This window comes from Acidiphilium iwatense, from assembly GCF_021556475.1.
In the GTDB taxonomy this organism is placed as follows: domain Bacteria; phylum Pseudomonadota; class Alphaproteobacteria; order Acetobacterales; family Acetobacteraceae; genus Acidiphilium; species Acidiphilium iwatense.
This window is the reverse complement of the sequence record NZ_JAKGBZ010000003.1, coordinates 26,971-53,607: the sequence shown is the minus strand read 5'-3', so window position 1 is coordinate 53,607 and position 26,637 is coordinate 26,971. Positions and strand designations below refer to the sequence as shown.

Sequence of the window (26,637 nt, the reverse complement as noted above, 5' to 3'; positions counted from 1 at the left end):
AGTAACAGAGTTATGCGCGATCTTGAACCGCCGGCTCCCGGCCTTAAAATCGCACCTACATATCGGGTACAGAACGAGGACAGGCCACCGATGGATGCAGCCACGATCGAAGCCGCCGACCGCGCCGCGCGGCACTGGATCAGCCCCGAGACCGGGCCGCTGAAGCCGGGGTCGGAGGCGCATAAGCGCGCGGTCTGCCGGATGTTCCACGAGACCTTCAATCCCTATAAGCCCTCGGTCATCGAATGGCCGAAGCTCGACCCCGAGACCCAGGACAAGGTGACGTCGCTGCCGATCTGGGACATCGCGGTGCAGACAGAGGGCAAGGCGCGGCTGCGCATGGCGGCCTATGCGCGGACCATCGCCGATCCCGACATGCGCGAGACCATCGCGCTGAACGGCTGGGAGGAAAACCGGCACAAGGAGGTGCTGTCGCATCTCGTCGCCGCCTACGGGATTCCGCTTGAGCCCGAGCCGGAATACCGCGAGCCGCGCGACCCGGAATGGGCCTATATGGTCACCGGCTATTCCGAGTGCATCGACAGTTTCTTCGCGTTCGGCCTGTTCGAGCTGGCCAAGCGGTCGGGATTCTTTCCAGCCGAGCTGGTGGAGACCTTCGAGCCGGTGATGCAGGAGGAATGCCGCCATATCCTGCTGTTCGCCAACTGGGTCGCCTGGCACCGCGCGACCATGCCGTGGTGGAAGCGGGTATGGTTCGAACTCCGGGTCGCCGCGGTGTGGGTGTTCCTCGGCTGGGAGCGGATCGGCATCGCGCGCGGCATGGACGACGGCAAGGCCAAGAAGCAGGACAATAATTTCACGGTGAGCGGCAGCAAATCGGTCAGCGCGGAGGATATCGGCGTGACCGAGCTGATGCGCATCTGCCTCGAGGAGAACGACCGGCGGTTTGCCGGCTATGATGCGCGGCTGCTGCGGCCGGCCACCATGCCGACTTTGGTGCGCGCCGCACTGCGCTTCATGCCGAAGCGGCGGCGCGGCGTGGCGCAAACCGCGTGAGCGGCAACGACAGGCAGATCGCCTATTGGAACGAGGTCGCGGGTCCGAAATGGATTCGCATGCAGGAAGCGATGGAGGCGCGGCTCGCCGCGATCGAAACCCTGCTCCTCGAGCGCGCATCGCCGCAGCGCGGCGAGACGGTGCTGGAGGTGGGCTGCGGCACCGGCGCGACCACGGCACGGCTCGCGGCGCTGGTGGGCGAGCGGGGACATGTCACCGCCGCCGATGTCTCGCGACCGATGCTGGACGCAGCGCGCACGCGGCTGGCGGGGCGGGAGAACGTGACGCTGATCGAGGCGGATGCCGCCACTGCCGATTTCGGTACGTCGTTCGACCTCATCGCGTCGCGTTTCGGCGTGATGTTTTTCGAAGACCCGGCTGCCGCCTTCGCCCATCTGCATGCTTCGCTCAGGCCGGGCGGGCGGCTCTGCTGCGTCGCCTGGGCGCCGCTCGACGCCAATCCGCATTGGGCGATTCCGCTCGCCATCGCGATCGGCCGGCTGGCCGCCGGCAGGCCGCGCCCGCCGCACGCGCCTGGGCCGCTCGCCTTCGACGATCCGGCCTATGTCGAGGATATCCTGCGCCGGGCCGGCTTCGCCGCGATTTCGGTGACCGCCGAGCCGGCGACCATTCTGGGCCGCTCGCTCGACGACGAGGCGGAGATCGCGGCGTTCATGGGACCGGCCGGCAGGCTGCTCGACGAAAAGGCCGCCGACGCCGCGACCAGGGCCGAGCTGCGCGCCGCGTTCCGCGCAGCACTTCCCGGTTACGCCGACCCCAACGCCTGCCTGCGCGCGACCGTGCATGTGATCATGGCGCGGCGGGGCGGATGATTTTCAGGCGCGGCGGTAGGTGAGCACCAGAACGTCGCGGAAGGCGGGTTGCACGGGGTCGAGCGGCACGACCGGGGTGACGCCGTGGAACACCATCCGGTCGTCGACCAGGGCGGCGTCGCGCGGGCGGGTCAGGGTGAAGCTGCCCAGCGGGCGGCCCTCAAGATCGTGGATCGTGGTGGTGCCCTGCTCGATGTTCGAGCGGCGCACCATCAGCACCAGGACGTAATCCACCCCGTCGCGGTGCATCCCCTCCGGCGTCGGCAGGCCGGCACCGTCCGGCCCGGTTTCGATGCGGAACTGATGTGCCTCGATATGCCAGGCGATGCTGCCGGCGCGTTCCTCGAACAGCGAGCGGGTGAAGCCGAGCAGCGCCTGGAAGCTCAGCCCCTCGGCAATCCGCGCGTCGATCGGTTCGAACCAGCGCTCGATGCCGCCGTTCAGCGTGTTGTAGTCGCGGTCCTGGTAGTGCGGCTGATGCGGCGCGCGGCGGATCGTGTGGTGCGGCACCGCGCTGAACACGCCGAAGCGCCGCCTGCGGTAGCGTCCGCCATCGGCCATGTAGGTGTCGAGCGGCATTCCGTCCCAGCTCGCGGCGAAATCGTTCCAGGCTTCGGGCGCGATCGCCTCGGCGGGCAGCATCGCGTCGAGCTGTGCGCCTTCGAGGAAGGCGAAGCCGTCCTCGGTCAGTTGAAGTGCCACGTCGTGCCGTTTGGTGACTGCGTCCATTGGCGTCCTCAATAGCATCGTTTCGCGCCGATTGAACCGTGCCGCATGCGTGAGTCAGGTATTCGCCTCGCCCGGCTGCGCGCCGCCGTCGGCGGGCTTCGGCCTGCCGAACGCGGCGCGGAATTCGGCGGGGTCGATGGTGATCTTCTGGTAGTTGTAGGGCATTTCGATATTTTCGGCATCGAAGCGGATTTTCACCCTTCGGTTGAACTCGCGGCGCACCGCATATTGCTTGCCCGCCGGGGTTTTGATCCGCCCGACGATATTCACCGACGACGCGCCGAACTGGTCGAGTCCCCACAGCTCCAGGTCGTTGCTGATCTGTGCCGCCCATTCGGGTTCGGCGCGCATGGTGTCGAAAATCTCGCGGATCACCGCCTGCACCCGGTCGATATCCTCGCGATAGCCGACGCCGATCGTGATCGGCGCGTAGCCGAAATCGCGCGAGGCGTTGGTGACGGTGGTGACCGAGCTGAACGGGATGATGTTCAGCGAGCCGTCGCCGCCGCGCAGGCGGATGGTGCGGATCGAGAGTTTTTCCACCGTGCCGGCGATGCCGCCGAGCGTCACCCAGTCGCCGACCTGCATCGCGTCCTCCAGCAGCAGGAACAGGCCGGTGATGATGTCCTGCACCAGTTTCTGCGAGCCGAAGCCGATCGCGAGGCCGAAGATCGACAGCCCGCCGAGCAGCAGGGTGACGTTGACCCCGACGGCGCTCAGCACCACCAGGGCGGCGACCACGAGAATGATGACCAGGAGGGTCGAACGCAGCATCGGCAGCAGCGTGCGGTAGCGCGTGGCGCGGCCCGGCCTGCCCTGGTGGATCAGCCGTTCGGCATGGCCTTCCATGCCCGCGCTCGCGGCTTCCCAGACGATCAGGGCGATGAATGCCGCGAGCCCGATGGTGATCGCCGCCGAGACGACGCTGCGGCCGATATGGGTGCCGGCGAGCCAGGCCAGCACGCCGAGCCCCCAGAATTGCAGGATGACCAGACTCGCCGCCACGCCGAGCACCGCGCGGGCGATCAGCTTGAACACCGGCATGTACATCCGCCCGCGTGCGTACAGCGCGGGATAGTGCGCGCGCCATGCGGCGCTTTCGTCGAACAGGGTTTCGAGTCCGTGGCCTAGCCAGGTGGCAAGGACGCGGGCGATGGCGGTGACCACGATGAACACCGCCATGATGCGCAGCATGATGAGGAAGGCGTTGGGCACGCCGATCGCCCAGGCGATCCAGAGGGCGACGATGTAGAACAGGGCGAAAATATGCCAGGTGCGCGCGAGCCCGGCGCGCAGCGCCGCCAGGAAGCCGCTGCCGTGCCCGTCGCCCCGGATCATCGCGGCGATCGGACGGCGCGCCTGCAGCACCATGATCGCCAGCATGACATGGACGGCGAGCGAAACCAGCTTCACCAGCACTAGGCTCGCCGCGTGATACAGGCCGAACAGCCCGCCGGTCGCGATCGCGGCATAGCCGAACGCGATGGTGCCGATCAGCCGGCGCAGCCAGCGCACCAGCCAGTCGGCCCGCCGGTCGGTGGTGCGGATCAGCCGGATCTGGCGCGCGCCGGGGGCGAGCAGCAGGCGCGCCGCTTCGAGCACCAGCCGGCAGACCAGATAGGCGTTCACCACCGCGAGGATCACCAGCTTCGCGACCCGTTCGTTCGCGAAGCCGCCGGTGACCCAGAGGAAGCCGATCAGCGCGAAGACCAGGATGGGCGCCAAGCTCAGCAGGAAATGGCCGATCGCGTAAGGCAGGCGGCGGAACCAGCGCCGGATCGAGCGGCGGCGTGGCAGTTTCTCGGTCTCGCCGGCTTCGGCGGCTTCGATGCCGGCCGCATCCGGGCTGATCCCCGGCCGGGTGCGCGCCAGTGCGGCGCGGCGCAATATCGCCGCGCGCGGGCGGCGCAGGAGGAAAATCGCGAGATATTCGCCGGCCAGCGCGGTCGCCAGCACCACGGCGAGGCGCCACGCCGCGCGGATCACGGTCTGGCGCAGCCACGCATCCGTCGCGACGAAGACCAGCCAGTGCCAGACCAGCGATATGTTGGTCGCCGTCCGCAGCGCGCCGCCGAGATCGGTCAGCACGAGTTCGATCTTTTCCTCGGTGGCCTGGACGAAGCCGAGTCCGGCGCCGAGCGGTTTGGCGGCCTTGGCGTGGGCGGCGGCGGTTTTCATCGCCTCCAGCGTCGCGATCAGGGCATTGCGCTGCTGGGGGTTCTTGAGGGCGGCCACCGCCGCGTCGATCTGCGCGGTATCGAGCGGGGCGGGTGAGGCCGGTTTCGCGGCTTGTTTCGCGGTTTGCGCGGTGGCGGCGCCGGGGATCAGGCCCGCCAGCGGATTGGTGGCGGCATGGCCGGACGAGGCCGCGCCGAGGACGAGGATGGCGAAAGCCACGAAAGGGAGAAACCGGCGGATCGGGCGCATGGTTCTGTGAAAACGCCCCGGTGCGGGATGTCAACCGCGCGCCGTCTCCGGTCCGATGCCCCTACCCGAGCCGGTGCGGTGCCTCTATATGCGGGGGATGCGCGATTTTCTGATCATTCTTCTCGGACTCGACATGATCGCCGTGGTGGCCGTGCTGCTGACCGGCGCGCTCGGCATGACCACCGGGGCCGACCCGCGCCGGCAGAACCGGCTGATGCGCTGGCGCGTCGGGTTACAGGCAGTCGCGATCGCGCTGGTCGTCATTCTGCTCCTGTCCAGCCGCTAAGCCCATGACCACTCCGCGCGCGGTGCTGTTCGACGTGTTCGGCACGCTGGTCGATTGGCGCGGCAGCGTCATCGCCGGGTTGTCCGCTTTCGGGGCGTCGCGCGGCATCGCCGCCGACTGGGCGGAGGTCGCCGATGGCTGGCGGCGCGCCTATCGCCCTGCGATGGACCGGGTGCGGCGCGGCGCGATTCCCTGGACCATATTGGACGATCTGCACCGCGACGCGCTGGTGGAACTGGCGCGCCGGCACGGATTCGCGCCGCTCGACGACGACGAGTGCGACCACCTCGTGAAGCTCTGGCACCGGCTCAGCCCGTGGTCGGACGTGGTTGCCGGGCTCGCACGGATCAAGCGCATCGCGATCATCGGGCCGCTGTCGAACGGGCACCTGGCGCTGCAGGTCGCGCTCGCCAAGCGCAACGGATTTCCTTGGGATGTCACGTTCGGCGCGGATTTGTTCCGCCACTACAAGCCGGATGCCGATGTCTATCTCGGTGCCTGCGATTTCCTCGGCCTGGCGCCGCACGAGGTGATGCTGGCGGCGGCGCATAACGACGATCTGGCGGCGGCGGAAAGCTGCGGGCTGCGCACCGGCTTCATCAGCCGTCCGGCCGAGCACGGGACCGCGACCGGCGATCGGGCGCGGCCCACCGGCGACTGGACGCTGGTGGCGCGCTCGGTCGAGGACCTGGCGGCGCGGTTGGGCGCCTGAATTCAAACCGGCAGGGGGGCTCTACAGCGCCACGCTGCGCCAGAAGGCGGTGAGGACGCCTTCGGCGACCAGGGTTCCGCCGGTCAGCCGGTTCACCGCCCGCCGTGCTTTCGGGGCGCGGATGAAGCGCCGCAGATTGGTGGCGAAGGTGGAATAGCTGCCATCGACCATCACGCCGCACAGCAGGACGCTCGCCTCCATCGCCGCGAGCTGGGGTAGCAGCGGGGCGCGCGGCGCCATGAACTGCGGCACGAACACCATGAAGAACAGGACCGATTTCGGGTTCAGCACGGTGGTCAGATAGGCATGGACGAACACCCGGCCGAGCGAACGCTGCGGCGCGCCGGGCTCCGCGACCGCCGGGACCGGCGGCGCCCGCCATAATTTCACGCCGAGAAAGACCAGATAGGCGGCGCCCGTGAATTTCAGAATGGTGAAGGCGGTCGCCGACGCGGCGAGCAGAGCGCCAACGCCGAAGACCGCGGCGGCGAGGCAGGTCGCATCGCCCAGAACCGTGGCGGTGACGACGGCCAGGGCGGTGCGCCGCCCGTGGGCGATCGCATAGGACACCACGAGCAGAATAACCGGCCCAGGTGCGACCGCCATCAGCGTATAGGCCAGGGTGAAGGCGATCCAGGCGGTGAGGCTCATCGTCGCTCTTTACCCGGTTTCGTCTTTCAGGTCACGACGGAGCAGGCGCGCCATGCTGTCGGCCAGGGTCGCGCGGCCGGACAGCAGATCGCACACCGCCCCGGTCACCGGCATGTCGCAGCCCGTATCGCGCGCGCGGGCGAGCAAGGCCGGCGCGGTGGCGATGCCCTCGATCACCCCGGCATCCGGGTCCGCCTCCAGCGCGCCGCGACCGAGCGCCAGTCCGGCGCGATAGTTCCGGCTCGCCCCGCCGGTCGCGGTGAGGATCAGGTCTCCCAGCCCGGCGAGGCCGGCGACGGTTTCCGCCGCGCCGCCGATCGCCATGGCGAGTCGGGCGATTTCCGCGAGGCCCCGCGTGATCAGCGCGGCGCGGGCATTCTCGCCGAGTCCGGCGCCGATCACGGTGCCCGCCGCGATGGCGATGACGTTCTTCGCCGCCCCGCCGAGTGCGGCGCCGATGATGTCAGCACTGCCGTAAAGCCGGATTTTGGGCGTCGCGAGGGCTTCGATCAGTGTCCGGCGCAGCGCGGCATCTTCGGTCGCGAGCACCGAGGCGGCGGGCAGACCGGCGGCGATTTCATGGGCGAAATTCGGGCCGGTGAGCAGGGCGGACGCGCGGTGGGGCGCCGATTCGGCGGTGATTTCCGGGCCGAGACGCCCGGTTTTCCGTTCCACGCCCTTGCTGCACAGCACCAGTGGCGTGTCGCCTTGAGGAAGACGCGCAAGGGTTTCGCGCAGATGCTGGAACGGCGGGCAGAGCAGGGTGATCGCGGCATCGGGTGGCACATCGCCGATCATGAGGGATTCGGGGAGCAGAACGCCGGGCAGGCGCGGGTTGGTTCGGGTTCGGAGCAGAAATTCGGCGCGAGCCGCGTCGCGCGCGACCAGCACGGTGCGCCGCCCGAGCCCGGCATAGAGCACGGCCAGCGCGGTGCCCCAGGCGCCGGTGCCGATGACGGCGATGTCCGGTCTGTCACTCATCGGTGAGCCTCGTGATGGTGGCGTCGCCGTCCGCATCGGCGAGGGTTGCGCGGAGCGCTGACAGGACCGGCACCGCTTCGGCCTCGAATCCGTAGGGCGGATTGACGATCAGTAGCCCGGACCCGTTGAGCCGCGCCGGGTCGAGCGGCGGGCGGAGCAGCAATTCGCAGGCGATCATATCAGGGATGCGGTGTGCGGCGAGATCGGCGAGGAAATCGCGCACCGGCGCGCGGTGCTTCACCGGATACCAGGCGGCGAACACGCCGGAAGGGAATTTTTGCCGTGCCGCGCCGAGTGCGGCGGCGAGGGTTGCGAATTCGTCGGGGCGTTCATAGGGCGGGTCGATCAGGATGAGCGCGCGCCGTTCCGGCGGCGGCAACAGCGCGCCCAGCGCTTCATAGCCGTCCCGGCGATGCACCTGGACCATCGGATCGGTGCGAAACCGGCGTTTGAGCAGGGCCGCGTCCTCCGGGTGCAATTCGCACAAGGCCAGCCGGTCGCTGGGCCGCAGGATGGCGCGGGCGAGGGCGGGCGAGCCGGGATACAGGCCGAGTCCGCGTACCAGATCGAGATAATCGGCAAGCTCGGGCGGGTTCGCCTCCAGCAGGCGGCCGATTCCCTGGCGCCATTCGCCGGTTTTTGCCGCCTCGATGCTCGCGGGATCGTAGGCGCCGGTGCCGGCATGGGTGTCGAGCACGAACAGGGGCTTGTTCTTGCGCATCAGCGCGCGCAGCAGCAGCATCAGCAGCGCGTGCTTGACGCAATCGGCTTCGTTGCCGGCGTGATAGGCGTGACGGTAGTTCATCGGTCATCGCTGATAATGAAGCGCGCGCGGCGGCGCCAGTATTTGACGGCGCGCCAGTTGTGCCTATGTGCAGGGGATATGAAGACCGCGCCATCCAGAACAAGGACATCCGCCCCGCCTGACGATCTGGCCGGCGGGTCGCCCGGCACAGCACTTCCAGAATGGAACCTCACCGATCTCTATGCCGGCACCGAAGACAAGGCGATCGCCGCCGATTTTGCCCGGCTGAGTGCCGAGGCGGCGGCGTTCGAGGCGGAGTATCGCGGCCAGGTGGCCGGGCTGGACGGCGCGGCGCTTGCTGCGGCGATCGCGCGCTACGAGGCGATTCAGCACGGGTTGGGCCTGCTGCACGCCTTCGCGCAGCTTCTGTTCAGCGCCGATGCGACATTCGCCGCCGCCGGCCAGTTCTTTCAGACCATCACCGAGCGGGCGACCGCGATCGGCACGCATCTGCTGTTCTTCGCGCTCGAGATCAACCGGATCGACGATGCGGCGCTGGATGCGCGCACCGCCGACCCGGCACTTGCCCGCTACGCGCCCTGGCTGCGCGATTTGCGCGTGCTGCGGCCGCACCAGTTGTCCGACGATCTCGAAAAACTGCTGCACGAGAAGGACGTGACCGGCCACGGCGCCTGGGCGCGGCTGTTCGACGAGACCATCGCCGGGCTGCGCCTGCCTGTCGGCGGCGAGGAGATCACTCTGGCGGCGGCGCTCAACCGCCTGTCGGACCCGGACCGCGCGGTGCGCGAGACCGCCGGACGCGCGATCGGCGCGGTCCTGCTGCGTCACGCCAAATTGTTCACCCTGGTCACCAACACGATCGCCAAGGACAAGGAGATCGAGGATGGCTGGCGGCACTACGAGACCCCGGCCTCTTCGCGCAACCGCGCCAACATGGTCGAGGATGCGGTGGTGGATGCGCTGGTCGCGGCGGTTATCCGCGCCTATCCGCGCCTGTCGCACCGCTATTACGCGCTGAAGGCGCGCTGGCTCGGGCTCGACCGGCTGGAGCACTGGGACCGCAACGCGCCGCTGCCCGGCGATGCCGACCGGCCGATCCGCTGGGACGCGGCGCGCTCGCTCGTGCTCGGCGCCTATGCCGGTTTCAGCCCGGACATGGCGGAGATCGCCGCGCGCTTCTTCGACCGCGCCTGGATCGACGCGCCGCCGCGTCCCGGCAAATCGGGCGGCGCCTTCGCGCACCCCACGGTGCCGTCCGTGCATCCCTATATCCTGCTGAACTATCACGGCCGGGCGCGCGACGTGATGACCTTGGCGCACGAACTCGGCCATGGCGTGCATCAGGTGTTGGCCGCCGAACAGGGCTATCTGATGGCGCAAACCCCGCTCACCCTGGCGGAAACCGCCAGCGTATTCGGCGAAATGCTCACCTTCCGCGCGCTGCTGGATGCCGAGACCGATCCGGCGCGTCGCCGCCTGATGCTGGCGCAGAAGGTCGAGGATATGCTGAACACGGTGGTGCGGCAGATCGCCTTCTACCAGTTCGAGCAGCGCCTGCACGCGCGCAGGCGCGAAAGCGAGCTTCTGCCCGAGGAGATCGGCGCGATCTGGCTCGGCGTGCAGCGCGAAAGCCTTGGGCCGGTTTTCAACTTTTCCGACGATTACCGGATGTTCTGGGCCTATGTGCCGCATTTCGTCCACTCGCCGTTCTATGTCTATGCCTATGCGTTCGGCGATTGTCTGGTGAACGCGCTTTATGCCGTCTATCAGGGCGCGCAGGCACGCGGCCGGGCCGGCGATTTCGCGGCGCGCTACCTGGATATGCTGCGCGCGGGCGGCACCAGGCGGCATGGCGACTTGCTCGCGCCGTTCGGGCTCGATGCGTCCGATCCGGCGTTTTGGCAGCGCGGGCTCGGCGTGATCGAGGGCTTTATCGACGAGTTGGAGCAGATTCAGGCGGACTGGAATCGCGCCAGCGATACCAATTCGCCTGATAGTCCTGCTCCGCCACGCAAAATTCTGGAATACTGAGGAAAAATGGTCAACGAAACGGATACCGGCGGCACGCTGTTCGGCGAGATCAGGCGCTTCGCGCGCACATCGGGGGCGGTGTCGGGCATTGCGGCACGGATGGCCGGCGCGCGCTTCGGCATCCGCACCGACCGTTCGCGCCATGCCGAGGATTTGCGGACGATTCTCGGCGGGCTGAAGGGCCCGATGATGAAGGTCGCGCAAATTCTCAGCACGATTCCCGACGCGCTGCCCGAGGAATATGCCCGCGAACTCGCCCAGTTGCAGGCCAACGCGCCCTCGATGGGCTGGGTGTTCGTGCGCAGGCGCATGGCCGCCGAACTCGGGCCGGACTGGGAGCGAAAATTCGCCCGGTTCGGCCATGAGGCGGCGGCGGCGGCGAGCCTCGGGCAGGTGCATCGGGCGACCCTGCCCGATGGGCGCGATGTTGCCTGCAAGCTGCAATATCCCGACATGCCGAGTACGGTCGAAGCCGATCTGCGGCAGTTGAAACTGGCCATGGCGGTCTATAAGCGGATGGATAACGCGATCCATCACGATGATATCTATGTCGAGTTGGCGACGCGGTTGCGCGAGGAACTGGATTACCAGCGCGAGGCGGCGCAAACCCGGCTTTATTCCATCATGCTCGATGGCCAGCCGGATATCGTGATCCCCGAGCCGGTGGCCGGGTTTTCCACCAAGCGGCTGCTCACCATGTCCTGGCTCGACGGCATCGGAATGCAGAATTTTCTCGACGGCAAGCCCGATCAGGAGGCGCGTAACCGGGTCGCGCGCGCGCTGTTCCGTGCGTGGTATGTGCCGTTTTATCGTTATGGCGTGATCCACGGTGACCCGCATCTCGGCAATTACCAGATCAACCAGGAGGGCGGGATCAACCTGCTCGATTTCGGCGCGATCCGGGTGTTCGAATCGCGCTTCGTCGCCGGGGTGATCGAATTGTTCGAGGCGATCCGCACCCATGATGACGCGCGCGCGCATCACGCCTATACCGAGTGGGGATTCACCGACATCACCAAGGACAAGCTCGACGTGCTCAATGAATGGGCGAAATTCCTATACGAACCGCTGATGCAGGACCGGGTGCGGCCGATTCAGGAAACCCACGACGTCACCTTCGGCCGCAGCGTGGCGGAAAAAGTGCATGAGGGGTTGCAACGCACCGGCGGGGTGCGCCCACCACGCGAATTCGTGCTGATGGACCGCTCGGCGATCGGGCTGGGCAGCGTGTTTCTGCGCCTCAAGGCGGAGTTGAACTGGCACGAACTGTTCGTCGAAACGGTCGCCAATTTCGACGCCGCCTCGCTCGATGCGCGACAAGCCGAGGCGCTCGCCACGTCCGGCGTGCCGAAGCCGCTCTAACAATGACGATCCTCAAACGCGGTTTGCGCGGCATGTTGCTGGCCCGCGCCTATCGCAAGATCCTGCACTCCTGGTATCTGAACGACATCGCTTTCGATGTGCGCTTGGCCGCGAAACGCGAAGCCGTGGCCTACATCATCGAGAACATGCAATCGGCGATGATGCTGCGCGACCGGTTCGATCTGCTGCGATTCGCGCTCGTCCGCGCGCCGGAACAGGGGCTGGTTCTGGAGTTCGGGGTCGAGAAGGGGTTGTCGATCGCCTGCCTCGGCAACGCCACCAAACGCACGGTGCATGGATTCGATTCGTTTGAAGGACTACCCGAGGACTGGGTAGGGACCGCGGAGACGCGCGGCGCGTTCAACCGGCGCGGCGCGCTGCCCAAGGTACCCGCCAATGTGCGCCTGCATGTCGGCTGGTTCGACGCGACCTTGCCGGCGTTTCTTGCCGAAACCACCGAACCCGTTTCGCTCCTGCATATCGATTGCGATATATATTCCTCTACCGCAACAATATTTTCGCTGCTCGCGCCGCGCATCGTGCCCGGCACGGTCATCGTGTTCGACGAATACTTCAACTATCCCGGCTGGCGCCAGCACGAATACAAGGCGTTCCAGGAATTTTGCGCCTCGTCAGGCCGGCGTTATCGCTACCTCGGCTATGCCGGCGAAAAGGGACATGTGGCTGTGGTGGTGGAATGATACCAATTGCCTCTGACAATGATCTTTCCGTCCCGTCATTGCGAGCCGGCGTCAACCTTCGCTGTCTTTCCATCGGCTGACGCCGATGGAACCTTTGACAGCTCCGCCGGCGAAGCAATCCATTTTGTTGCAGTATAGTGCATGGAAAAATGGATTGCTTCTCCCTCGCTGCGCTCGGTATCGCAATGACAAGTTCGCATCGGCATGTGTCACAAATTAAGGCCGTTGGAATAACGAGTAATGTCGATTGAGCGCGCCGCCATGAGCCACGTACGACACGCAACCCAGCCATGTACGAATGCCACTTGTACGGACGCCAACAAAGCCCATAATCTTCTTTTTATGGGGAGGTATCGATGGATTGGCAGGATCGGATCGACAATTACGTGCATGAAACCCGATTTCCTCGCAGCCTATTCATCGCCGCAGATGGCCGTGTCGTCGGCACCTGGATCATGGGTAACGACTACCGGGTAAAATCCGGCTATTATGGTGGCTATCCCGCCGGATATCTGCGCCGAGTGCGGGCACTCTTCCCGGAGAAGAAGAGCGTGTTGCATCTGTTCAGCGGTCGGGTTGATCTATCCGCATTGCCCGGTGACACGGTGGATGTAAACCCCGGTTTGGCACCCACCTACGTCGATGACGCACAGACATTGGAGCGCGTGCCCCTGAGCCGCTACGACCTTGTACTGGCTGATCCGCCCTACAGCGTAGAGGACGCGGAGCGGTATCAGACCACCATGGTCAAGCGGAACGCCGTCATGCGGGCGTTGGCGCAGCTACAATCAGGCGCGCATGTCGTGTGGCTGGATCAGGTTCTCCCGATGTATCGCAAGGACGAGTGGGCCATTGATGCGGTGATCGGCATGGTCAAATCGACCAACCACCGCTTCCGCGTGGTAACGGTATTCCGGCGGTTAGATTGGCTTGGCACCGATCTGAGCGCAAAGCGATCGGATAAACGCCTTGCGCAAGCGGCCCTGGAAACCGCCTGATCCATATTGCGACATGTAGCGGATCAACTCACCCATTTCGCTGTCGTCCAAGGTGACAAACGGGCCATTGGCCAATTCGTCCTTCAGACGTTTGTGCAGGCTTTGATGCCCTCCCTGCCCGGAGGGCGGCATCAATTCCTCGATCTCGGCAGGTTCAAGAGTGAACGTAAATGGCTTCGGCATACGAGGCATCAACGGCTCCTTCCTTCGGACGTCTTGTCGTCAGCGACAACGGGCAGCGCCGTCTTCGGTTTTGCCATGTGATGACGGGTAGTTAGCCTTGAAAAACGCCTTATCTTCATCGCTCACCACCTACCCCGCCTGCGCCGAGGCCTCGCTGCGGGTCGCGCCGACGCGGGCGGCGAGCGAGGCGGCCATGAAATCGTCGAGGTCGCCGTTCAGCACCGCGTCCGGGTTGCCGCGTTCGAGGTTGGTGCGCAGATCCTTCACCAATTGATACGGCGCGAGAACGTAGGAGCGGATCTGGTGACCCCAGCCGATATCGCGCTTCTGGCTTTCGGTCGCGGCCGATGCTTCCTCGCGCTTCTGCAATTCCGCCTCGTAGAGCCTTGCCTTCAGCATCGCCATCGCGGTCGCGCGGTTGCGGTGCTGGCTGCGGTCGGTCTGGCAGGCGACGATGATGCCGGACGGGATATGGGTGATGCGGATCGCGCTTTCGGTCTTGTTGACGTGCTGGCCGCCGGCGCCGGAGGCGCGGAACGTATCGACCTTCAGATCCGATGGGTCGATCTCGATCTCGATGGTGTCGTCGATCACCGGATAGACCCAGACGCTGGCGAAACTGGTCTGCCGGCGGGCATTGGCATCGAACGGCGAAATCCGCACCAGCCGATGCACGCCGGCCTCGGTTTTCAGCCAGCCATAGGCGTTCAGCCCGGTGATCTGCAGGGTCGCCGACTTGATGCCGGCCTGCTCGCCTTCCGACTGATCGAGCATTGCCACCTTGTAGCCGTGCTGCTCGGCCCAGCGCGTGTACATGCGCATCAGCATTTCGGCCCAGTCCTGCGCCTCGGTGCCGCCCGCGCCGGCGTTGATTTCCATATAGGCGTCGTTGGCGTCGGCCTCGCCGGAGAGCAGGCTTTCGATCTCGCGACGCTTTGCTTCGTCGGCGATGCGCCGGAGCGCCGATTCAGCTTCGGCGAGCACGGCCTGATCGCCCTCGGCTTCGGCGAGTTCGGCGATGGCGACGGCGTCTTCGGTGTCGCGCTCGATCGCGCGCACGGCGTCGGTCTGGGTGATCAGGCGGGTGCGCTCGCGCAGCAGCACCTGCGCTTCCCCGGCATTGTTCCAGAGTTGCGGGTCTTCGGCCTGTGCGTTCAGGCGGGCGAGTTTGTCGAGCGAGGCATCCCAGTCAAAGATGCCTCCTCAGCAGGGTCACGCTTTGCGTGATCTGCTCGGCGAGCGCTTGGGTTTCGGCGGACATGTCGATCAATCCATCATGAGAACCGGAGCGCGCTAATACAATCCGCCCAGGGTCTTGTCCACGCTCTGCGCCGGCGGCGGTTGCGGCGCCGAGCCTTGCGGATTGCCGCCATTGCCGGACGTGCTGCTCGCCGGATTGAAATCCTGCTGGCCGCCCTGGCCGGTACTGTTGGACAGCGAGCCGCCGAGGCCGAGCGGATTATCCGCAACTAACCCGAGATTCGATTGCGCGCCGGGAACCTGCCCCGGCTTGAACGCCTCGGCGACGGTCTGATTGCCGAACGAGACCTGATGCAGCGTCATCCCTTGCGGCGTCTTGAAGTCGATCACCGGCTGGCCCTTGAGGGCGATTTTCATGAACTGGTTCCAGGCCGGGCCGCAGACATTGCCGCCGGTCTGGTTCTTGCCGAGGTTGCGCGGCGTGTCGTAGCCGATCCAGCAGCCGGTGACCATTTGCGGCACGAAGCCGATGAACCAGGCATCGTTGAAATTGTTGGTCGTGCCGGTCTTACCCGCGACCGGCCGATGGATGCCGGCGACCGCCGGCACGCCGGTGCCGTATTCGGTCACGTTCCGCATCATCATGATGACCTGATAGATGCTGGCGGGATCGGCGAGCTGAGCGCCGGGCCGGTTCAGCACCGGGGGCTGATCGGCCGAGCCGTCCATGCAGTTCGCGCAGGATTGATCGGGCGCCTGATACAGGACATGGCCGTCCGGCGCGGTCACGCTGTCGATCAGCGAGGGATCGACCTGCCGCCCGTATTCGTCGAGCGCCGCATAGCCGCGCACCATGCGCCAGAGCGTGGTGTCGAGCGCGCCGATCGCCGCCGGGTAGATCAGCGGCATGTGATGCACGATGCGGAATTTTTCGAAGTTCGCCGCCACGTTGGCCAGTCCGACCCGGCGGACCAGATGCAGCGTGGCGAGATTGAGCGACTGCTCGATCGCGTAGAACACCGGCACCGGGCCGAGGAAATTCGTCTCGTAGTCGCCCGGCCGGTAGAGCTGGCCGTCGGCCATGCGCTGGGTGAACGGCGCGTCCAGAATGGTCGCGTCCGGCTGGATGCCGGCCTGCATTGCGGTGAGATAGTCGAACGGCTTGACGCTCGATCCCGGCTGGCGCTGCGCCTGGATCGCCCGGTTATAGGGGCTCATCCGGTTGCTCCAGCCGCCGACCATCACCCGCACCCGTCCGGTCTCCGGGTCCAGGCTGAGCATCGAACCTTCGACATGCGGGATCTGCTCCAGCGCGACCGTGCCGCCCTTGGTTTTCTTGTGCGGGTCGATCATGATTACGTCGCCCGGCTTGAGCATCTGGCTCATGCTGCGCAGCAGCGGGCCGGGCGTGCCGTTGATCATCGGCCTGCCCCACTGAATCGCGGCGAGGCTGAGCGTGCCGGTATCGGTCGTCCCCGAATTGTCGCCTTGCAGCCAGCCGATATGGGCGAGGCTGGGGGTTTCGTCGATCACCACGCCGAGTCGCCAGCGCCGGCGCAGCCCCGGCGGGGTCGCCTGCTTGGCCAGCGCCTTCGGCCAGCCGGTGGCAAGATCGGCGACATCAAGCTTCGCCACCGGGCCGTGATAGACGCCGAATTCGTGGTCGTAGGATTCCAGCCGGTCGCGCATCGCGTCCATCGCCGCCGCCTGCAGGCTGGGATCGAGGCTGGTGCGGACGATCAGTCCGCCCTCCATCGTGGTTTTGCGGCCGAACATCTGGACGAGCTGCGACTCGACGGCGTTGACGAAATAACCGGCCCCCGGCACCGGCCGCGCGCCGGCGGCAGCCTTGGGCAGCAGCGGGGCGGCGAGCGCCTGTTTCGCCTCGGCTTCGGTGATCGCGCCGTCATCGCGCATCCGCCTGATCACCCAGTTGCGCCGGTGCAGCGCGCGTTTGGGGTGAATGAACGGGTTGTAGTTGGTCGGCGCCTTGGGCAAGCCGCCGAGCATCGCCGCCTCGGCGACGGTCAGGCTGGACAGCGGCTTGTCGAAATAGGCCTCGGCCGCGGCGGCCACACCCCAGGAATTCTGGCCGAGATAGATCTCGTTCAGATAGAGGGTCAGGATGCGCTGCTTGCTCAGCGCCCGGTTGACCCGAAGTGCGAGGATCGCTTCCTTGATCTTGCGGGTGAAGTTGATGCGGTTGTCGAGCAGCATGTTCTTGACCACCTGCATCGTGATGGTCGAAGCGCCGAGCGGACGTTCGCCGGAGCCGAGGCGGGTGAGATCGACCAGGCCGGCGCGCACGATGGCGAGCGGGTCGATTCCCGGCTCGGTCCAGAAATTGCGGTCTTCCGCCGAAATGAACGCCCGCGCGACGACCGGCGGAATCCGGTCGTACGGCACATAGATGCGGTGCTGGGTGCCGAGCGCCGCGATCAGGCGGAAATCGCCGGCATAGATCCGGGTTTCCAGCGGCGGTTCGTAATGGCGCAATTTGGCGACACTGGGCAGGCCGCTGCTGAAATAGAGAAACAGACCGCCACCGACCACGAGCGCGCCGACCACACCGAGCAAGGCGAGACGGTAGATGCCGCGCGCGAGCACGCCCCCGGCGATGCGCCCGATGCCGGGCCGGGGCTTGCGGGCGCAGTTGCGCGGCTGGGGCGGCATTCCGGTGTTCCGACGCGCTTTATTCTCTTTGGCGAGCCGGTCGCCGGCTTTCAGTGGTCCAGGCATGGCGCGCTCCTTAGCACCCAATATGCGCCTGGGCGAGCATCACGACCGATCGTGCAACGGTTAATTCTTGGCAACACGTCTCAAAAAAGATAGTTAAATCACCCGGCGATACGGGCGAGCCGGCCGCTCGCCAGCCAGCGATCGGCGGCCAGCGCGACGCGTCCGGCATGAAGATGGCTAGACATATCGTTACAATAACTGTTACATTACGGCTTCATGAAAGCCTGTTAAGTTTCTCAAAAACGCTCACTTGCAAAAGGCAAACTTCCATGAAATCGAAATACAAACCATTTCTTGCGATATGTTTATGCTTTGGTTTGGCTGGCTGCGACACGTACACTGCCGCTCCCTACGGCGTCTCCGTGGGTAACGATGTCATCCTCAAGCATTTTGCTCCCGCCAACGTCACGGTCCGTCCGTTCACGGAAGCAAGCGATCCATCGATGCTGTGCAGGTTGGTTGGTCCGATTCATCTGCCTGGGAACGTGACACCTCAGGCATATATCACGAAAGCACTTTTCGATGAGTTGGAGCTTGCCGGCCTTACCTCGGGGTCAGGTCCGGCTGTGACGTTAACCGGACGGATCGACAAATTCAGCTTTGACAGCATGTTTGAGGAGGGTAGCTGGAATCTTGCGATTACGGTTGTTTCCTCAAACGGAGCGAAGTTATCCGTAAGCAACAAGTATGATTTTGCAGCCTCCTTTGTCGGAGACGCGGCGTGCCACAATGTTTCCGATGCCTTGGAACCGGCGGTACAGGCGCTTATCAGGAAATTGGTATCCGATCCCGGCTTTGCAGCATTGCTCAAAACCCAAGCTCAGGCCGGTCCTGGAAATGTTTAGGCTTTATCTGGAGCCGGCTCCTCGCACGTGAATCGAAAACGTGGTTGGACTCACCCGGCGATACGGGCGAGCCGGCCGCGCGCCAGCCAGCGTTCGGCGGCCAGCGCGACGCGTCCGGCGAGCAGGGCGCGGTAGCCGGGCGTTCGCAGCAGCGCCGCGTCGGCCGCGTTGCTGATGCAGCCCATCTCGATCAGGGTGGAGGGGATCAGCGGGTCGCGCAGCACGGCGAAATTCGCCGCCCGGTCGGGGTCGGGCAGCAGCAGGATGTGGCGTTCGAACTGGCCGACGATGCCGTGGGCGATCTGCTTCGAGCCGATCATGGTCGCATGAGTGGTCAGGCTGGCGAGAATCCCGGCCACTTGCGGGCTCACCCCGCGATATTGCGGGCTGAGCGGGCCGCGATCGTAGCTGTTCTCGGCATGGGCGATGCTGGCGGCCAGCGCGTCGGACGGCTTGCGCGACAAGGTGAACACCAGGGCGCCGCGCATCGCCGTATCGGTCAGGTGGTTGCAATGCAGCGAAATGAACAGATCGGCATGGGCGCGCACCGCCATCGCGACCCGGTCGGGCAGGGAGACGAACACGTCGCGCGTTCGGGTCATCGCGACTCGGTGGCCGCCGCGCGCGAGCGCCGCGCGGAGCGCAAACCCGGTGGCGAGGGTGATGGTCTTTTCCATGACCCCGCCGACCCCGATCGCGCCCGGATCATGGCCGCCATGGCCGGGATCGATCATGATGAGGGGGCGCAGCTCCGCGCTGGCGGATGACGGTGCGGCGAGGGCACCGGCCCCGGTCAGGCCGCCGGCGGCGAGCAGACGGAAAAGACGGCGTCGCGCGATCATCGGCGCCGCTCTTACCATGGATTCTCCAAAATATGCCACTGCGAACTGAAAAGACGAAGAAAAGTGATCGCGGGCTCCGAACCGAAATCAGCGACGCGGCCCCTGCCTTGCTTAGAGCCCGCCGCTTGGCTATAGGCCGCGCAACGGAGTGTAGCTCAGCCTGGTAGAGCACTGTGTTCGGGACGCAGGGGCCGGAGGTTCGAATCCTCTCACTCCGACCATCGAGAAAACATACCCAATCCGCTACGGCCGATAATTTTACGCCAACGGCGCATATTTCGCTTGATATTATACGCCAATGGCGTATTTTTGTGACTTGCGCATCGTTTGAATCAAGCGGTATCACAGAGATCTTCGGCGGCTGGGCGCGATGGAAGCCGACATCGCCGCGATCGAGACCGAGCTTGCGGCTCATCCGCAAGCCGGAGACATGATCCCCGGCTTGGCGGGTATCCGTAAGCTGCGGTTCCGGCTGGGCAATCGCGGTAAGCGCGGAGGCGGCAGAGCGATCTATTTCCTGATGCTGTCCGACGATACCGCCCTCATGCTCTTCGCCTACGCGAAGAATGAGCGGGAAGACATGACCCAAGAACAGCGCGCCGCTGCATTGGAAATCCTGAAGGAGATGCGTGATGGCGACGGTGAATGAGAGTTTTGGTGATGCCCCGGTTGAGGCGCTGCGTGAGGTGGCGGCATGGAAGCGGGGCGAGACCGCGCTCGAGGTCGTGAATATCGATCCGATGCCGCCCGAACGGGTGCGGGCAATCCGCCGCAAGGTGGCGCGGTCCGCGCGGGAGTTCGAGGCGTGTTTCGGTATTCCGGCTTCGACGATCAACAATTGGGAACAGGGCCGCCGCAAGCCAGACCCCGCTGCACGATTGCTTCTCAAGGTTATCGAGGCCGATCCCGAGGCGGTAAAACGGGCCGCTGCGGCGTAACGCCCCCGTTCGCGGCTAAAATCGGTCGGACGCCCCATTCTCGCGCAGGAATTTCTGCAGGAATTGCCGGGTCCGCTCGCTTTTCGGCGCGCGGAACAGCGCGGCGGCCTCGCCCTGCTCGACGATCGCCCCATCCGCCATGAACAGAGCGCGGTCGGCGACGTCGCGCGCGAAGCTCATCTCGTGGGTGACGATCACCATGGTCCGGTGTTCGCCGGCGAGATCGCGGATCACCGCCAGCACCTCGGCCACCAGTTCGGGATCGAGCGCCGAAGTCGGCTCGTCGAACAGAATGACGTCGGGTTCCATCGCGAGTGCCCGCGCGATCGCGACGCGCTGCTGCTGACCGCCCGAGAGTCGCCCCGGATACTCGTCGGCCTTGTTCCCAAGCCCGACTTTCGCGAGCAACGCCGCGGCACGCGACACCGCTTTATCGCGCGCCTCGCCCTTCACCACGACCGGCCCTTCGATGACGTTGCCAAGTGCCGTGCGATGCGGGAACAGATTGAAACTCTGGAATACCATGCTGACGCGAAGCCGCAGCGCATGGGTTGCCTGGCGTTTGCGCTTCGGCGGATCGTCGGCATCGACCACCACATCGCCGATTCTGATCCGGCCGGCGCTCGGCTGTTCGAGATAGTTGAGACAGCGCAGCAAAGTCGTCTTGCCCGAGCCGCTCGGCCCGATAATCGCCACCACCTCGCCGCGCGCGACATCGAGATCGATTCCGCGCAAGACCTCCTGCGTGCCGAAGCGCTTGGTCAGCCCGCGCACCTCGATCATCGGGCCGGGGTTGCTCATGCCGCCCGCCCCGGCAGTGCGGCCTGCCGTTCCATCCGCTCCTGCCCGTAGGCGAGCACGCTCGAGATGATCCAGTAGAGCACCGCCGCCATGAGATACATGGTGAAGACCTGAAACGTCCGCGCGGTGATGAGCTGAGCCTGGCGGAACAACTCGGGGACCTGGATCGTCGCGGCGAGCGCGGTATCCTTGACCAGGCTGATGAAGGTGTTGCCGAGCGAGGGAAGCGCCACCCGTGCCGCCTGCGGGATGACCACCCGGCGCATCGCCTGCGCGGTCGACATGCCGATCGAATACGCCGCCTCCCACTGGCCGCGCTCGATCGAGCCGATCGCGGCGCGGATCGTCTCCGAGGTATAGCCGCCGACATTGAGCGAGAAGCCGATCAGCGCCGCCGGAATCGGGTTGAGCCGGAGCCCGTACTGCGCCAGCCCGTAATAGATGATGAAAAGCTGCACGAGCAGCGGTGTGCCCCGGATGAACGAGACATAAGCCCGCGCGATCCGTTCCAACGGGCCTACCGGGGAAATTCGCATCATCGCGACGATGAAGCCGATGGCCAGGCCGAAAATCATGCCACCGACCGAGAGTTCGATCGTGTAGCCGGCGCCGATCAGCATTTGCGGCAGCGAACGCCAGATCAGGAGAAACGGCTCGGGCACCCCGGTCAGGAGACGTTGGTGCCGAACCAGCGGTCGGAGATGCGCGCGAGCGTGCCGTTCGCCTCCAGATGCCGGATCGCATGATCGATCTTGCCCAGAAGAACCGTGTTGTCCTTTTCCAGCGCGACGCCCATTTCCTGCTTGGCGAACGGCTTGCCGGCGGGGACGAACGGCCAGTTCGCGTGCTTGATCGTGTAGGAGAGCATCAGCCGGTCGTTGATCACCGCGGCGATCCGGCCGACCCGGAGATCCTGCAGCATCGTCGGGTCGTCCTGGTAGGTCACGATTTTCGCCGCCGGCACGTTGTGTTTGAGCCATGATTCGTAGTTGGTGCCGAGATTCACGCCCACCCGCTTGCCCGCGAGCGTTTTCGGTCCGGTGATCCCTTTGGTTCCCTTGCGGACGATGATCTGCATCCCCGAGATCGTGTAGGGCAGCGAGAAGGCATATTTCCGCTGGCGCGCCTTGGTGATCGTCACCTGATTGACGACCGCGTCGATGCGTCCGGTCTCCAGGCTGGCGAGCAGGCCGTCCCACGGGATCAGCACGAAATCCGGTTTCACCCCCAGCGTCTTGCACAGCGCGCGGGCGAAATCGGCATCGTAGCCGGTCAGCTTGCCGGCGCTGGTTTCGTAATCGAACGGCGGATACGTCCCTTCCATGCCGATCCTGAGCGTGCCGCGCTTCCTGATCTTGGCCCAGAGTGCGTCCGCCGGCGCGGTTCCGGCGAGGCCGGTCGCCGGCACGATGAGCCCGGCTGCGAGCAATGCGAATGTCGATCTGCGTCCGATGGTCATGACAGCGCTCCCCGATGTTTTTTCGCGGCACGGCAAGGCGCCGCCCGGCCCACATCCTCACGCTTTCGTGGACGCCGTCAAGCGAGCGCGGTGCCGTCTCACGGATTTGCGAGCCCGCCTTTTTTGTGGCTAAACGCGCCGCCGCCGGGCGGGGCGGCCACCACCGTTATCATCGAGAAGGGAAAAAATGCATGTCCGAACGGGTTGACCCGATGGCCGAGCCGGATGTCGCGGTGGCGCGCAAGGTGGTGGTCGCCGCCTTCCTGGGCTGGACGCTCGACGCGTTCGATTTCTTCATCCTGATCTTCACTTTTTCGGCGGTCGCCAAGACGTTTCATGTCGGCATCACCGCGGTCACCGTCGCAGTCACGCTGACACTCGCGATGCGCGCGGTGGGGGCGCTGATTTTCGGCCGGCTCGCCGATCGGTTCGGCCGCCGGCCGATGCTGATGGTGAACATCCTGGCGTTCTCGGTGCTCGAACTCGCCACCGGATTCGCGCCGACCCTGACGGCGTTCATGATCCTGCGGGCACTTTACGGCATCGCCATGGGCGGCGAATGGGGGCTCGGCTCGTCGCTGACCATGGAGACGATTCCGGTGCGCTGGCGCGGCTGGGTCTCGGGGCTGCTGCAATCGGGCTATCCGGCGGGATATTTCCTGGCGACCGTGCTGTTCGGCCTTGCGTTTCCCTATGTCGGCTGGCGCGGGATGTTCATGATCGGCGCGCTCCCGGCGCTGCTGGTGCTCTATATCCGTTCCTCGGTGCCGGAAAGCCCGGTCTGGCGCGAGATGGCGAAACAGCCCCGCGTGCCGGTTTCGACCGTGCTCAGGAAGCATCTCGGCCTGACGATCTATGCCGTGATCCTGATGATGGCGTTCAACTTCTTCTCGCACGGTTCGCAGGATCTGTATCCCAACGTGTTCCTCGGCGTGCAGCACCATTTCAGCCACGCGACCATCACCACCATCGCACTGATCTACAACGCCGGTGCGATCATCGGCGGCATCGCCTTCGGGGCGCTATCGCAGAGGATCGGGCGGCGCCTGACCATCGGCATCGCTGCCGGGCTCGCTCTGCCGTTGATTCCGCTCTGGGCGTTTTCGTCGACGCCGCTGATGCTCGGGCTCGGTGCTTTCCTGATGCAGATCTGCGTGCAGGGAGCATGGGGCATCATTCCGGTGCATCTGAACGAATTGTCGCCCAAGGAAATCCGCGCGACCTTTCCCGGTTTCGTCTATCAGCTCGGCAACTTCCTCGCCTCCTACAACGCGACCCTGCAGGCGAGTTTCGCGGCTTCGCATAACCACAATTATGGGCTGGCGATGGCGCTCGTGGTCGGCATCGTCGCCGCGATCATCGTGGTGCTGATGATCTTCGGCCGCGAGGCGAAGGATATCTCGATGGCGCATAGTTAGGATCGCCCGAGACGATCCATCATTCTTTCCCGATTGCCGTTCCCCTCGTTGTGGTTTAACGATAATCACCGATAGCCGCCACGGGGGGACGATGAGGCTGGTGCAATATCGCGAAGCGGGGGGCGTGCGCGCCGGCATCGCGCATGACAGCGCAACCATCGAGCCGCTGGCGATCGACGGCGGAACCTACGCGCTGGCGCAGGCGGCGATGGTTGAAGGCGGCATGGGTGCCGCGGTCGAGCGCCGCCGTACCGGCATTTCGGTCGATTATCAGGCGATCATCGATGCGGGGCAATTGTTGGCGCCGGTGATGCATCCCGATCCGGCGCATTGCCTCGTCTCCGGCACCGGACTGACCCATTTCGGCAGCGCCGATACCCGCGATTCGATGCACCAGGCGATCGACGAGCATGCCAGCGACTCGATGAAGATGTTCCAGCACGGCGTGCGCGACGGCAAGCCCGCGCCTGGCGCGGTGGGATTTCAGCCGGAATGGTTCTACAAGGGCAACGGGTCGTGCATCGTCGCACCGGGTGCGCCGCTCGGCTTTCCCGATTTCGCGCGGGATGGCGGCGAGGAGCCGGAACTGGTCGGGCTCTATATCGTCGGGAAGGATGGCACGCCTGCCCGCATCGGGTTCGCGATCGGCAACGAGTATTCCGACCACGTGACCGAGCGGTTCAACTATCTCTGGCTTGCCCATTCAAAATTGCGCGATTGCAGTTTTGGACCGGAACTGCTGATCGGCGAGGTTCCGGCCGACATTCGTGGTGTGAGCAGCATCCTTCGCGACGGAGCAAAAATCTGGGGCAAGCCGTTTGCGACCGGCGAGGCGAACATGTCGCACTCCATCGCCAATCTGGAGCATCACCACTTCAAATATGCCGGCTTCCGTCGCCCTGGTGACGTGCACGTGCATTTCATGGGCACGTCGGTGCTGAGCTGCGCGGATGGGGTGGCGCTCGACCCCGGCGATGTCATGCGGATTTCCGCCGAAGGCTTCGGCCGGCCCCTGGAAAATCCGCTCGGCGCGCGCAAGATCGTCAAGGTCGCCCTCGCTGTTCTTTAATGCTCAATCCTGGCCTCGGCGGTTCCATGCCGCCGCACCAATAAGAATGAGACTGACGGAATCATAAAGGAGGAAGAAGCCATGAGTTCGAGCGCCGCTGTGCCGCAAGTGGGAATGACCCGCTGGTTCCGGCTGATCCCGATCGCGATGATCGTCTATATCATTTCATTCATGGACCGGACCAATATCGCCTACGCCTTTGCCGGCATCGGCCATGATTTCCACGTGACGAAAGCGCAGGAAGGCACGGCGGGCGGGATATTCTTCGTCGGCTACGTGCTGCTGCAGATTCCCGGCGGCTGGCTCGCCGAACACTGGTCGGCGAAGAAATTCGTCGCCATCATGATCGTTTTCTGGGGCTTGATGGCGCTGGCCTGCGGGCTCGCGGAAAACTTTACCCAGCTTATCATCGCGCGGTTCTTTCTCGGCGTCGCCGAAGGCGGCATCTGGCCGGCGACCCTGGTGCTGCTCAGCCACTGGTTCCCGGTGCAGGAGCGTGCCCGCGCCTACGGGTTCTGGATCGCGAATCTCGCGATTTCCTCGATTATCACCCAGCCGCTCTCCGGCTTCATCGTCGTGAATTCGGACTGGCGGACGCTGTTCTTCGTCGAGGGCGCGCTGCCCTTCATCATCGCGCTGCCGCTGTGGCTGCTGTTCATCAAGGACCGGCCGGAAGATGCATCCTGGTGCAGCCAGCCCGAGCGCGACTACATCAACCGTTCGATCGCGCAGGACCGCATCAACGAACCGGCTCCCGGCCCGTTCTCGGATATTTTCAGATCCGCGACGGTGTGGAAGCTGGTTCTGGTCTATTTCCTGATTCAGGTCGGTTTCTACGGGCTGAACATGTGGATGCCGACGCTGCTGAAGGCGATGACCCATGACGGGTTCGGCGCGGTCGGACTGATCGCGGCGCTGCCTTACATCACTGCGGGGATCTTCCTGTGGTGCAACGGCTGGATGGCGGACCGCAATCGCCGCTACTCGTTCCACGTGTTGCTGCCGATGACGCTGGCTGCGGTCAGCCTGATCCTGTCGGTGGTGATCGGCGAGGCGATGGTCGTCCTGTCCATCCTGTTCCTCTGTCTCGCGATGGGTGGGGCGATGTCCTATGACGGACCGTTCTGGGCGGCGGCTTCGCGCACCTTGCCGGTGGCGCTGGTCGGCGGCGCGATGGGGCTGATCAACGCGCTCGGCAATCTCGGCGGCTATCTCGGCCCGTTCCTTGGCGGCTATCTGCAGGACATGACGCATAATTTCTTCGCGACCGCCGTGCTGTTCGCCGTCTCGCTGTTCGCCGCCGGGCTGGTGATGATGACGGTGACCGTCCGCGACGTGGCGCCGCGCGTCGGCGCGCCGGTGGCGAAACCGGCGGAGTAGACGAGCGATCGCCGAGGGTGCTGGCAACCGAGCCGGCACCCTCGGTCATGCGGTCGGTCCGGCCTATTGTCGGTCGCGCGGCGCGCCCGCATAATCGGGCAACCGAACTTGGTGCCCCGATTCGGAGGTTCGTCGATGCTGGTGAAGGCGTCCTGCGAACTTCCGAATCGGAAGGACACTAGCAAGCGTATGATTCTAGTGTGGTTTTTGGTTCTGAAGTTCCTAAAATCACCGCCGCGAATGCATAGGAACTTCAGAACCACCACACT

25 protein-coding genes and 1 tRNA gene are annotated in these 26,637 nt (G+C 65.2%); 15 read left to right on the top strand and 11 right to left on the bottom strand.

The genetic code is table 11. From position 1 onward, the window contains the following. The first annotated feature begins 90 nt into the window (after positions 1 to 90). On the top strand, positions 91 to 1,017 hold the full coding sequence (locus L2A60_RS02595) for a ferritin-like domain-containing protein (protein ID WP_235702812.1): 927 nt from the start codon (positions 91 to 93) through the stop codon (positions 1,015 to 1,017). After that, positions 1,014 to 1,850, top strand: coding sequence for a class I SAM-dependent methyltransferase (locus tag L2A60_RS02590; protein ID WP_235702811.1), 837 nt, complete (start codon positions 1,014 to 1,016; stop codon positions 1,848 to 1,850). Before L2A60_RS02595 ends, L2A60_RS02590 begins: the two co-directional genes overlap by 4 nt. Positions 1,851 to 1,853: 3 nt before the next feature. On the opposite strand, the gene L2A60_RS02585 is transcribed toward L2A60_RS02590, so the two are convergent. Both L2A60_RS02585 and L2A60_RS02580 read right to left on the bottom strand, forming a co-directional pair. Continuing rightward, positions 1,854 to 2,579, bottom strand: a complete 726-nt coding sequence (locus tag L2A60_RS02585) for a 2OG-Fe dioxygenase family protein (protein ID WP_235702810.1) — start codon at positions 2,577 to 2,579, stop codon at positions 1,854 to 1,856. A gap of 54 nt (positions 2,580 to 2,633) precedes the next feature. Beyond that, positions 2,634 to 5,006, bottom strand: a complete 2,373-nt coding sequence (locus tag L2A60_RS02580) for a mechanosensitive ion channel domain-containing protein (RefSeq protein WP_235702809.1) — start codon at positions 5,004 to 5,006, stop codon at positions 2,634 to 2,636. Between the two features lie 55 nt (positions 5,007 to 5,061). On the opposite strand from L2A60_RS02580, the gene L2A60_RS02575 reads away from it, so the two are divergent. After that, entirely contained in the window at positions 5,062 to 5,292 is a 231-nt protein-coding gene (locus L2A60_RS02575; RefSeq protein ID WP_235702808.1) for a twin transmembrane helix small protein, read from the top strand. 4 nt (positions 5,293 to 5,296) lie between these two features. Beyond that, positions 5,297 to 6,004, top strand: coding sequence for a haloacid dehalogenase type II (locus L2A60_RS02570; protein ID WP_235702807.1), 708 nt, complete (start codon positions 5,297 to 5,299; stop codon positions 6,002 to 6,004). Positions 6,005 to 6,025: 21 nt separating this feature from the next. Here L2A60_RS02570 and L2A60_RS02565 read toward each other — a convergent pair whose 3' ends face one another. Genes L2A60_RS02565 through L2A60_RS02555 form a run of 3 tightly spaced genes read right to left on the bottom strand, consistent with a single transcriptional unit; the run spans position 6,026 to position 8,441 of the window. Further along, a complete protein-coding gene (locus L2A60_RS02565; protein WP_235702806.1) occupies positions 6,026 to 6,655 on the bottom strand; it encodes a LysE family translocator in 630 nt (209 codons plus the stop codon). A gap of 9 nt (positions 6,656 to 6,664) precedes the next feature. Next, positions 6,665 to 7,636 carry an NAD(P)H-dependent glycerol-3-phosphate dehydrogenase gene (locus L2A60_RS02560; RefSeq protein WP_235702805.1) on the bottom strand — a complete coding sequence of 324 codons (972 nt, stop codon included), beginning with the start codon at positions 7,634 to 7,636 and terminating at the stop codon, positions 6,665 to 6,667. Further along, complete coding sequence (locus tag L2A60_RS02555; RefSeq protein WP_235702804.1) at positions 7,629 to 8,441, bottom strand: 23S rRNA (adenine(2030)-N(6))-methyltransferase RlmJ; 813 nt, start codon at positions 8,439 to 8,441, stop codon at positions 7,629 to 7,631. The genes L2A60_RS02560 and L2A60_RS02555 overlap by 8 nt, the downstream gene beginning before the upstream one ends. Positions 8,442 to 8,519: 78 nt before the next feature. Between L2A60_RS02555 and L2A60_RS02550 the strand changes: the two genes are divergently transcribed. The 4 genes from L2A60_RS02550 (at position 8,520) to L2A60_RS02535 (ending at position 13,494) form a co-directional block, all read left to right on the top strand. After that, complete coding sequence (locus L2A60_RS02550) at positions 8,520 to 10,433, top strand: M3 family oligoendopeptidase (protein ID WP_235702803.1); 1,914 nt, start codon at positions 8,520 to 8,522, stop codon at positions 10,431 to 10,433. A 6-nt stretch (positions 10,434 to 10,439) separates the two neighbouring features. Beyond that, positions 10,440 to 11,795 carry an ABC1 kinase family protein gene (locus L2A60_RS02545; protein ID WP_235702802.1) on the top strand — a complete coding sequence of 452 codons (1,356 nt, stop codon included), beginning with the start codon at positions 10,440 to 10,442 and terminating at the stop codon, positions 11,793 to 11,795. A 2-nt stretch (positions 11,796 to 11,797) separates the two neighbouring features. Next, positions 11,798 to 12,496 (top strand): class I SAM-dependent methyltransferase, encoded by a 699-nt coding sequence (locus L2A60_RS02540; RefSeq protein ID WP_235702801.1) that lies wholly within the window; start codon positions 11,798 to 11,800, stop codon positions 12,494 to 12,496. 356 nt (positions 12,497 to 12,852) lie between these two features. Further along, complete coding sequence (locus L2A60_RS02535; protein ID WP_235702800.1) at positions 12,853 to 13,494, top strand: hypothetical protein; 642 nt, start codon at positions 12,853 to 12,855, stop codon at positions 13,492 to 13,494. A gap of 312 nt (positions 13,495 to 13,806) precedes the next feature. On the opposite strand, the gene prfB is transcribed toward L2A60_RS02535, so the two are convergent. Next, a protein-coding gene (gene prfB / locus L2A60_RS02530; protein WP_235702799.1) for a peptide chain release factor 2 occupies positions 13,807 to 14,938 on the bottom strand; the annotation gives its coding sequence in 2 pieces (ribosomal slippage) (positions 13,807 to 14,868 and positions 14,870 to 14,938; 1,131 coding nt in all). Positions 14,939 to 14,970: 32 nt separating this feature from the next. Further along, on the bottom strand, positions 14,971 to 17,616 hold the full coding sequence (locus L2A60_RS02525; RefSeq protein ID WP_235702798.1) for a penicillin-binding protein 1A: 2,646 nt from the start codon (positions 17,614 to 17,616) through the stop codon (positions 14,971 to 14,973). A 269-nt stretch (positions 17,617 to 17,885) separates the two neighbouring features. Between L2A60_RS02525 and L2A60_RS02520 the strand changes: the two genes are divergently transcribed. Next, a complete protein-coding gene (locus L2A60_RS02520; protein WP_235702797.1) occupies positions 17,886 to 18,461 on the top strand; it encodes a type 2 periplasmic-binding domain-containing protein in 576 nt (191 codons plus the stop codon). A 50-nt stretch (positions 18,462 to 18,511) separates the two neighbouring features. Here the strand turns inward: L2A60_RS02520 and L2A60_RS02515 are convergent, their stop codons facing one another. Further along, positions 18,512 to 19,303 (bottom strand): N-acetylmuramoyl-L-alanine amidase family protein, encoded by a 792-nt coding sequence (locus tag L2A60_RS02515; RefSeq protein WP_235702796.1) that lies wholly within the window; start codon positions 19,301 to 19,303, stop codon positions 18,512 to 18,514. 144 nt (positions 19,304 to 19,447) lie between these two features. Here L2A60_RS02515 and L2A60_RS02510 point away from each other — a divergent pair. From L2A60_RS02510 to L2A60_RS02500, 3 genes are all read left to right on the top strand, one after another. After that, positions 19,448 to 19,524, top strand: a tRNA-Pro gene (locus tag L2A60_RS02510). A 149-nt stretch (positions 19,525 to 19,673) separates the two neighbouring features. After that, positions 19,674 to 19,952 carry an addiction module toxin RelE gene (locus L2A60_RS02505; RefSeq protein ID WP_235702795.1) on the top strand — a complete coding sequence of 93 codons (279 nt, stop codon included), beginning with the start codon at positions 19,674 to 19,676 and terminating at the stop codon, positions 19,950 to 19,952. Beyond that, positions 19,936 to 20,241: a helix-turn-helix domain-containing protein gene (locus L2A60_RS02500; protein ID WP_235702794.1), complete on the top strand. Its 306-nt coding sequence runs from the start codon at positions 19,936 to 19,938 to the stop codon at positions 20,239 to 20,241. The genes L2A60_RS02505 and L2A60_RS02500 overlap by 17 nt, the downstream gene beginning before the upstream one ends. A 15-nt stretch (positions 20,242 to 20,256) precedes the next feature. Here L2A60_RS02500 and tcyN read toward each other — a convergent pair whose 3' ends face one another. Genes tcyN through tcyJ form a run of 3 tightly spaced genes read right to left on the bottom strand, consistent with a single transcriptional unit; the run spans position 20,257 to position 22,501 of the window. Further along, positions 20,257 to 21,042, bottom strand: a complete 786-nt coding sequence (tcyN, locus tag L2A60_RS02495; protein WP_316044765.1) for an L-cystine ABC transporter ATP-binding protein TcyN — start codon at positions 21,040 to 21,042, stop codon at positions 20,257 to 20,259. Beyond that, positions 21,039 to 21,704 (bottom strand): cystine ABC transporter permease, encoded by a 666-nt coding sequence (gene tcyL, locus L2A60_RS02490; protein WP_235702793.1) that lies wholly within the window; start codon positions 21,702 to 21,704, stop codon positions 21,039 to 21,041. The genes tcyN and tcyL overlap by 4 nt, the downstream gene beginning before the upstream one ends. Positions 21,705 to 21,709: 5 nt before the next feature. Beyond that, positions 21,710 to 22,501: a cystine ABC transporter substrate-binding protein gene (tcyJ, locus tag L2A60_RS02485; protein WP_235702792.1), complete on the bottom strand. Its 792-nt coding sequence runs from the start codon at positions 22,499 to 22,501 to the stop codon at positions 21,710 to 21,712. 191 nt (positions 22,502 to 22,692) lie between these two features. Between tcyJ and L2A60_RS02480 the strand changes: the two genes are divergently transcribed. From L2A60_RS02480 to L2A60_RS02470, 3 genes are all read left to right on the top strand, one after another. Beyond that, positions 22,693 to 23,919: an MFS transporter gene (locus L2A60_RS02480; RefSeq protein ID WP_235702791.1), complete on the top strand. Its 1,227-nt coding sequence runs from the start codon at positions 22,693 to 22,695 to the stop codon at positions 23,917 to 23,919. A gap of 91 nt (positions 23,920 to 24,010) precedes the next feature. Continuing rightward, positions 24,011 to 24,988 carry an AraD1 family protein gene (gene araD1 / locus L2A60_RS02475; protein WP_235702790.1) on the top strand — a complete coding sequence of 326 codons (978 nt, stop codon included), beginning with the start codon at positions 24,011 to 24,013 and terminating at the stop codon, positions 24,986 to 24,988. An 81-nt stretch (positions 24,989 to 25,069) separates the two neighbouring features. Further along, the gene (locus L2A60_RS02470) at positions 25,070 to 26,368 is read left to right on the top strand and encodes an MFS transporter (protein WP_235702789.1); all 1,299 of its coding nucleotides are present in this window, start codon (positions 25,070 to 25,072) and stop codon (positions 26,366 to 26,368) included. Positions 26,369 to 26,637 lie beyond the last annotated feature (269 nt).

Coding starts and splice junctions, on each gene's coding strand:
- L2A60_RS02595 (WP_235702812.1), top strand. CDS start 91: ATGGATGCAGCCACGATCGAAGCCGCCGACCGCGCCGCGCGGCACTGG.
- L2A60_RS02585 (WP_235702810.1), bottom strand. CDS start 2,579: ATGGACGCAGTCACCAAACGGCACGACGTGGCACTTCAACTGACCGAG.
- L2A60_RS02580 (WP_235702809.1), bottom strand. CDS start 5,006: ATGCGCCCGATCCGCCGGTTTCTCCCTTTCGTGGCTTTCGCCATCCTC.
- L2A60_RS02575 (WP_235702808.1), top strand. CDS start 5,062: ATGCCCCTACCCGAGCCGGTGCGGTGCCTCTATATGCGGGGGATGCGC.
- L2A60_RS02570 (WP_235702807.1), top strand. CDS start 5,297: ATGACCACTCCGCGCGCGGTGCTGTTCGACGTGTTCGGCACGCTGGTC.
- L2A60_RS02565 (WP_235702806.1), bottom strand. CDS start 6,655: ATGAGCCTCACCGCCTGGATCGCCTTCACCCTGGCCTATACGCTGATG.
- L2A60_RS02560 (WP_235702805.1), bottom strand. CDS start 7,636: ATGAGTGACAGACCGGACATCGCCGTCATCGGCACCGGCGCCTGGGGC.
- L2A60_RS02555 (WP_235702804.1), bottom strand. CDS start 8,441: ATGAACTACCGTCACGCCTATCACGCCGGCAACGAAGCCGATTGCGTC.
- L2A60_RS02550 (WP_235702803.1), top strand. CDS start 8,520: ATGAAGACCGCGCCATCCAGAACAAGGACATCCGCCCCGCCTGACGAT.
- L2A60_RS02545 (WP_235702802.1), top strand. CDS start 10,440: ATGGTCAACGAAACGGATACCGGCGGCACGCTGTTCGGCGAGATCAGG.
- L2A60_RS02540 (WP_235702801.1), top strand. CDS start 11,798: ATGACGATCCTCAAACGCGGTTTGCGCGGCATGTTGCTGGCCCGCGCC.
- L2A60_RS02535 (WP_235702800.1), top strand. CDS start 12,853: ATGGATTGGCAGGATCGGATCGACAATTACGTGCATGAAACCCGATTT.
- L2A60_RS02525 (WP_235702798.1), bottom strand. CDS start 17,616: ATGCCTGGACCACTGAAAGCCGGCGACCGGCTCGCCAAAGAGAATAAA.
- L2A60_RS02520 (WP_235702797.1), top strand. CDS start 17,886: ATGAAATCGAAATACAAACCATTTCTTGCGATATGTTTATGCTTTGGT.
- L2A60_RS02515 (WP_235702796.1), bottom strand. CDS start 19,303: ATGATCGCGCGACGCCGTCTTTTCCGTCTGCTCGCCGCCGGCGGCCTG.
- L2A60_RS02505 (WP_235702795.1), top strand. CDS start 19,674: ATGGAAGCCGACATCGCCGCGATCGAGACCGAGCTTGCGGCTCATCCG.
- L2A60_RS02500 (WP_235702794.1), top strand. CDS start 19,936: ATGGCGACGGTGAATGAGAGTTTTGGTGATGCCCCGGTTGAGGCGCTG.
- tcyN (WP_316044765.1), bottom strand. CDS start 21,042: ATGAGCAACCCCGGCCCGATGATCGAGGTGCGCGGGCTGACCAAGCGC.
- tcyJ (WP_235702792.1), bottom strand. CDS start 22,501: ATGACCATCGGACGCAGATCGACATTCGCATTGCTCGCAGCCGGGCTC.
- L2A60_RS02480 (WP_235702791.1), top strand. CDS start 22,693: ATGTCCGAACGGGTTGACCCGATGGCCGAGCCGGATGTCGCGGTGGCG.
- araD1 (WP_235702790.1), top strand. CDS start 24,011: ATGAGGCTGGTGCAATATCGCGAAGCGGGGGGCGTGCGCGCCGGCATC.
- L2A60_RS02470 (WP_235702789.1), top strand. CDS start 25,070: ATGAGTTCGAGCGCCGCTGTGCCGCAAGTGGGAATGACCCGCTGGTTC.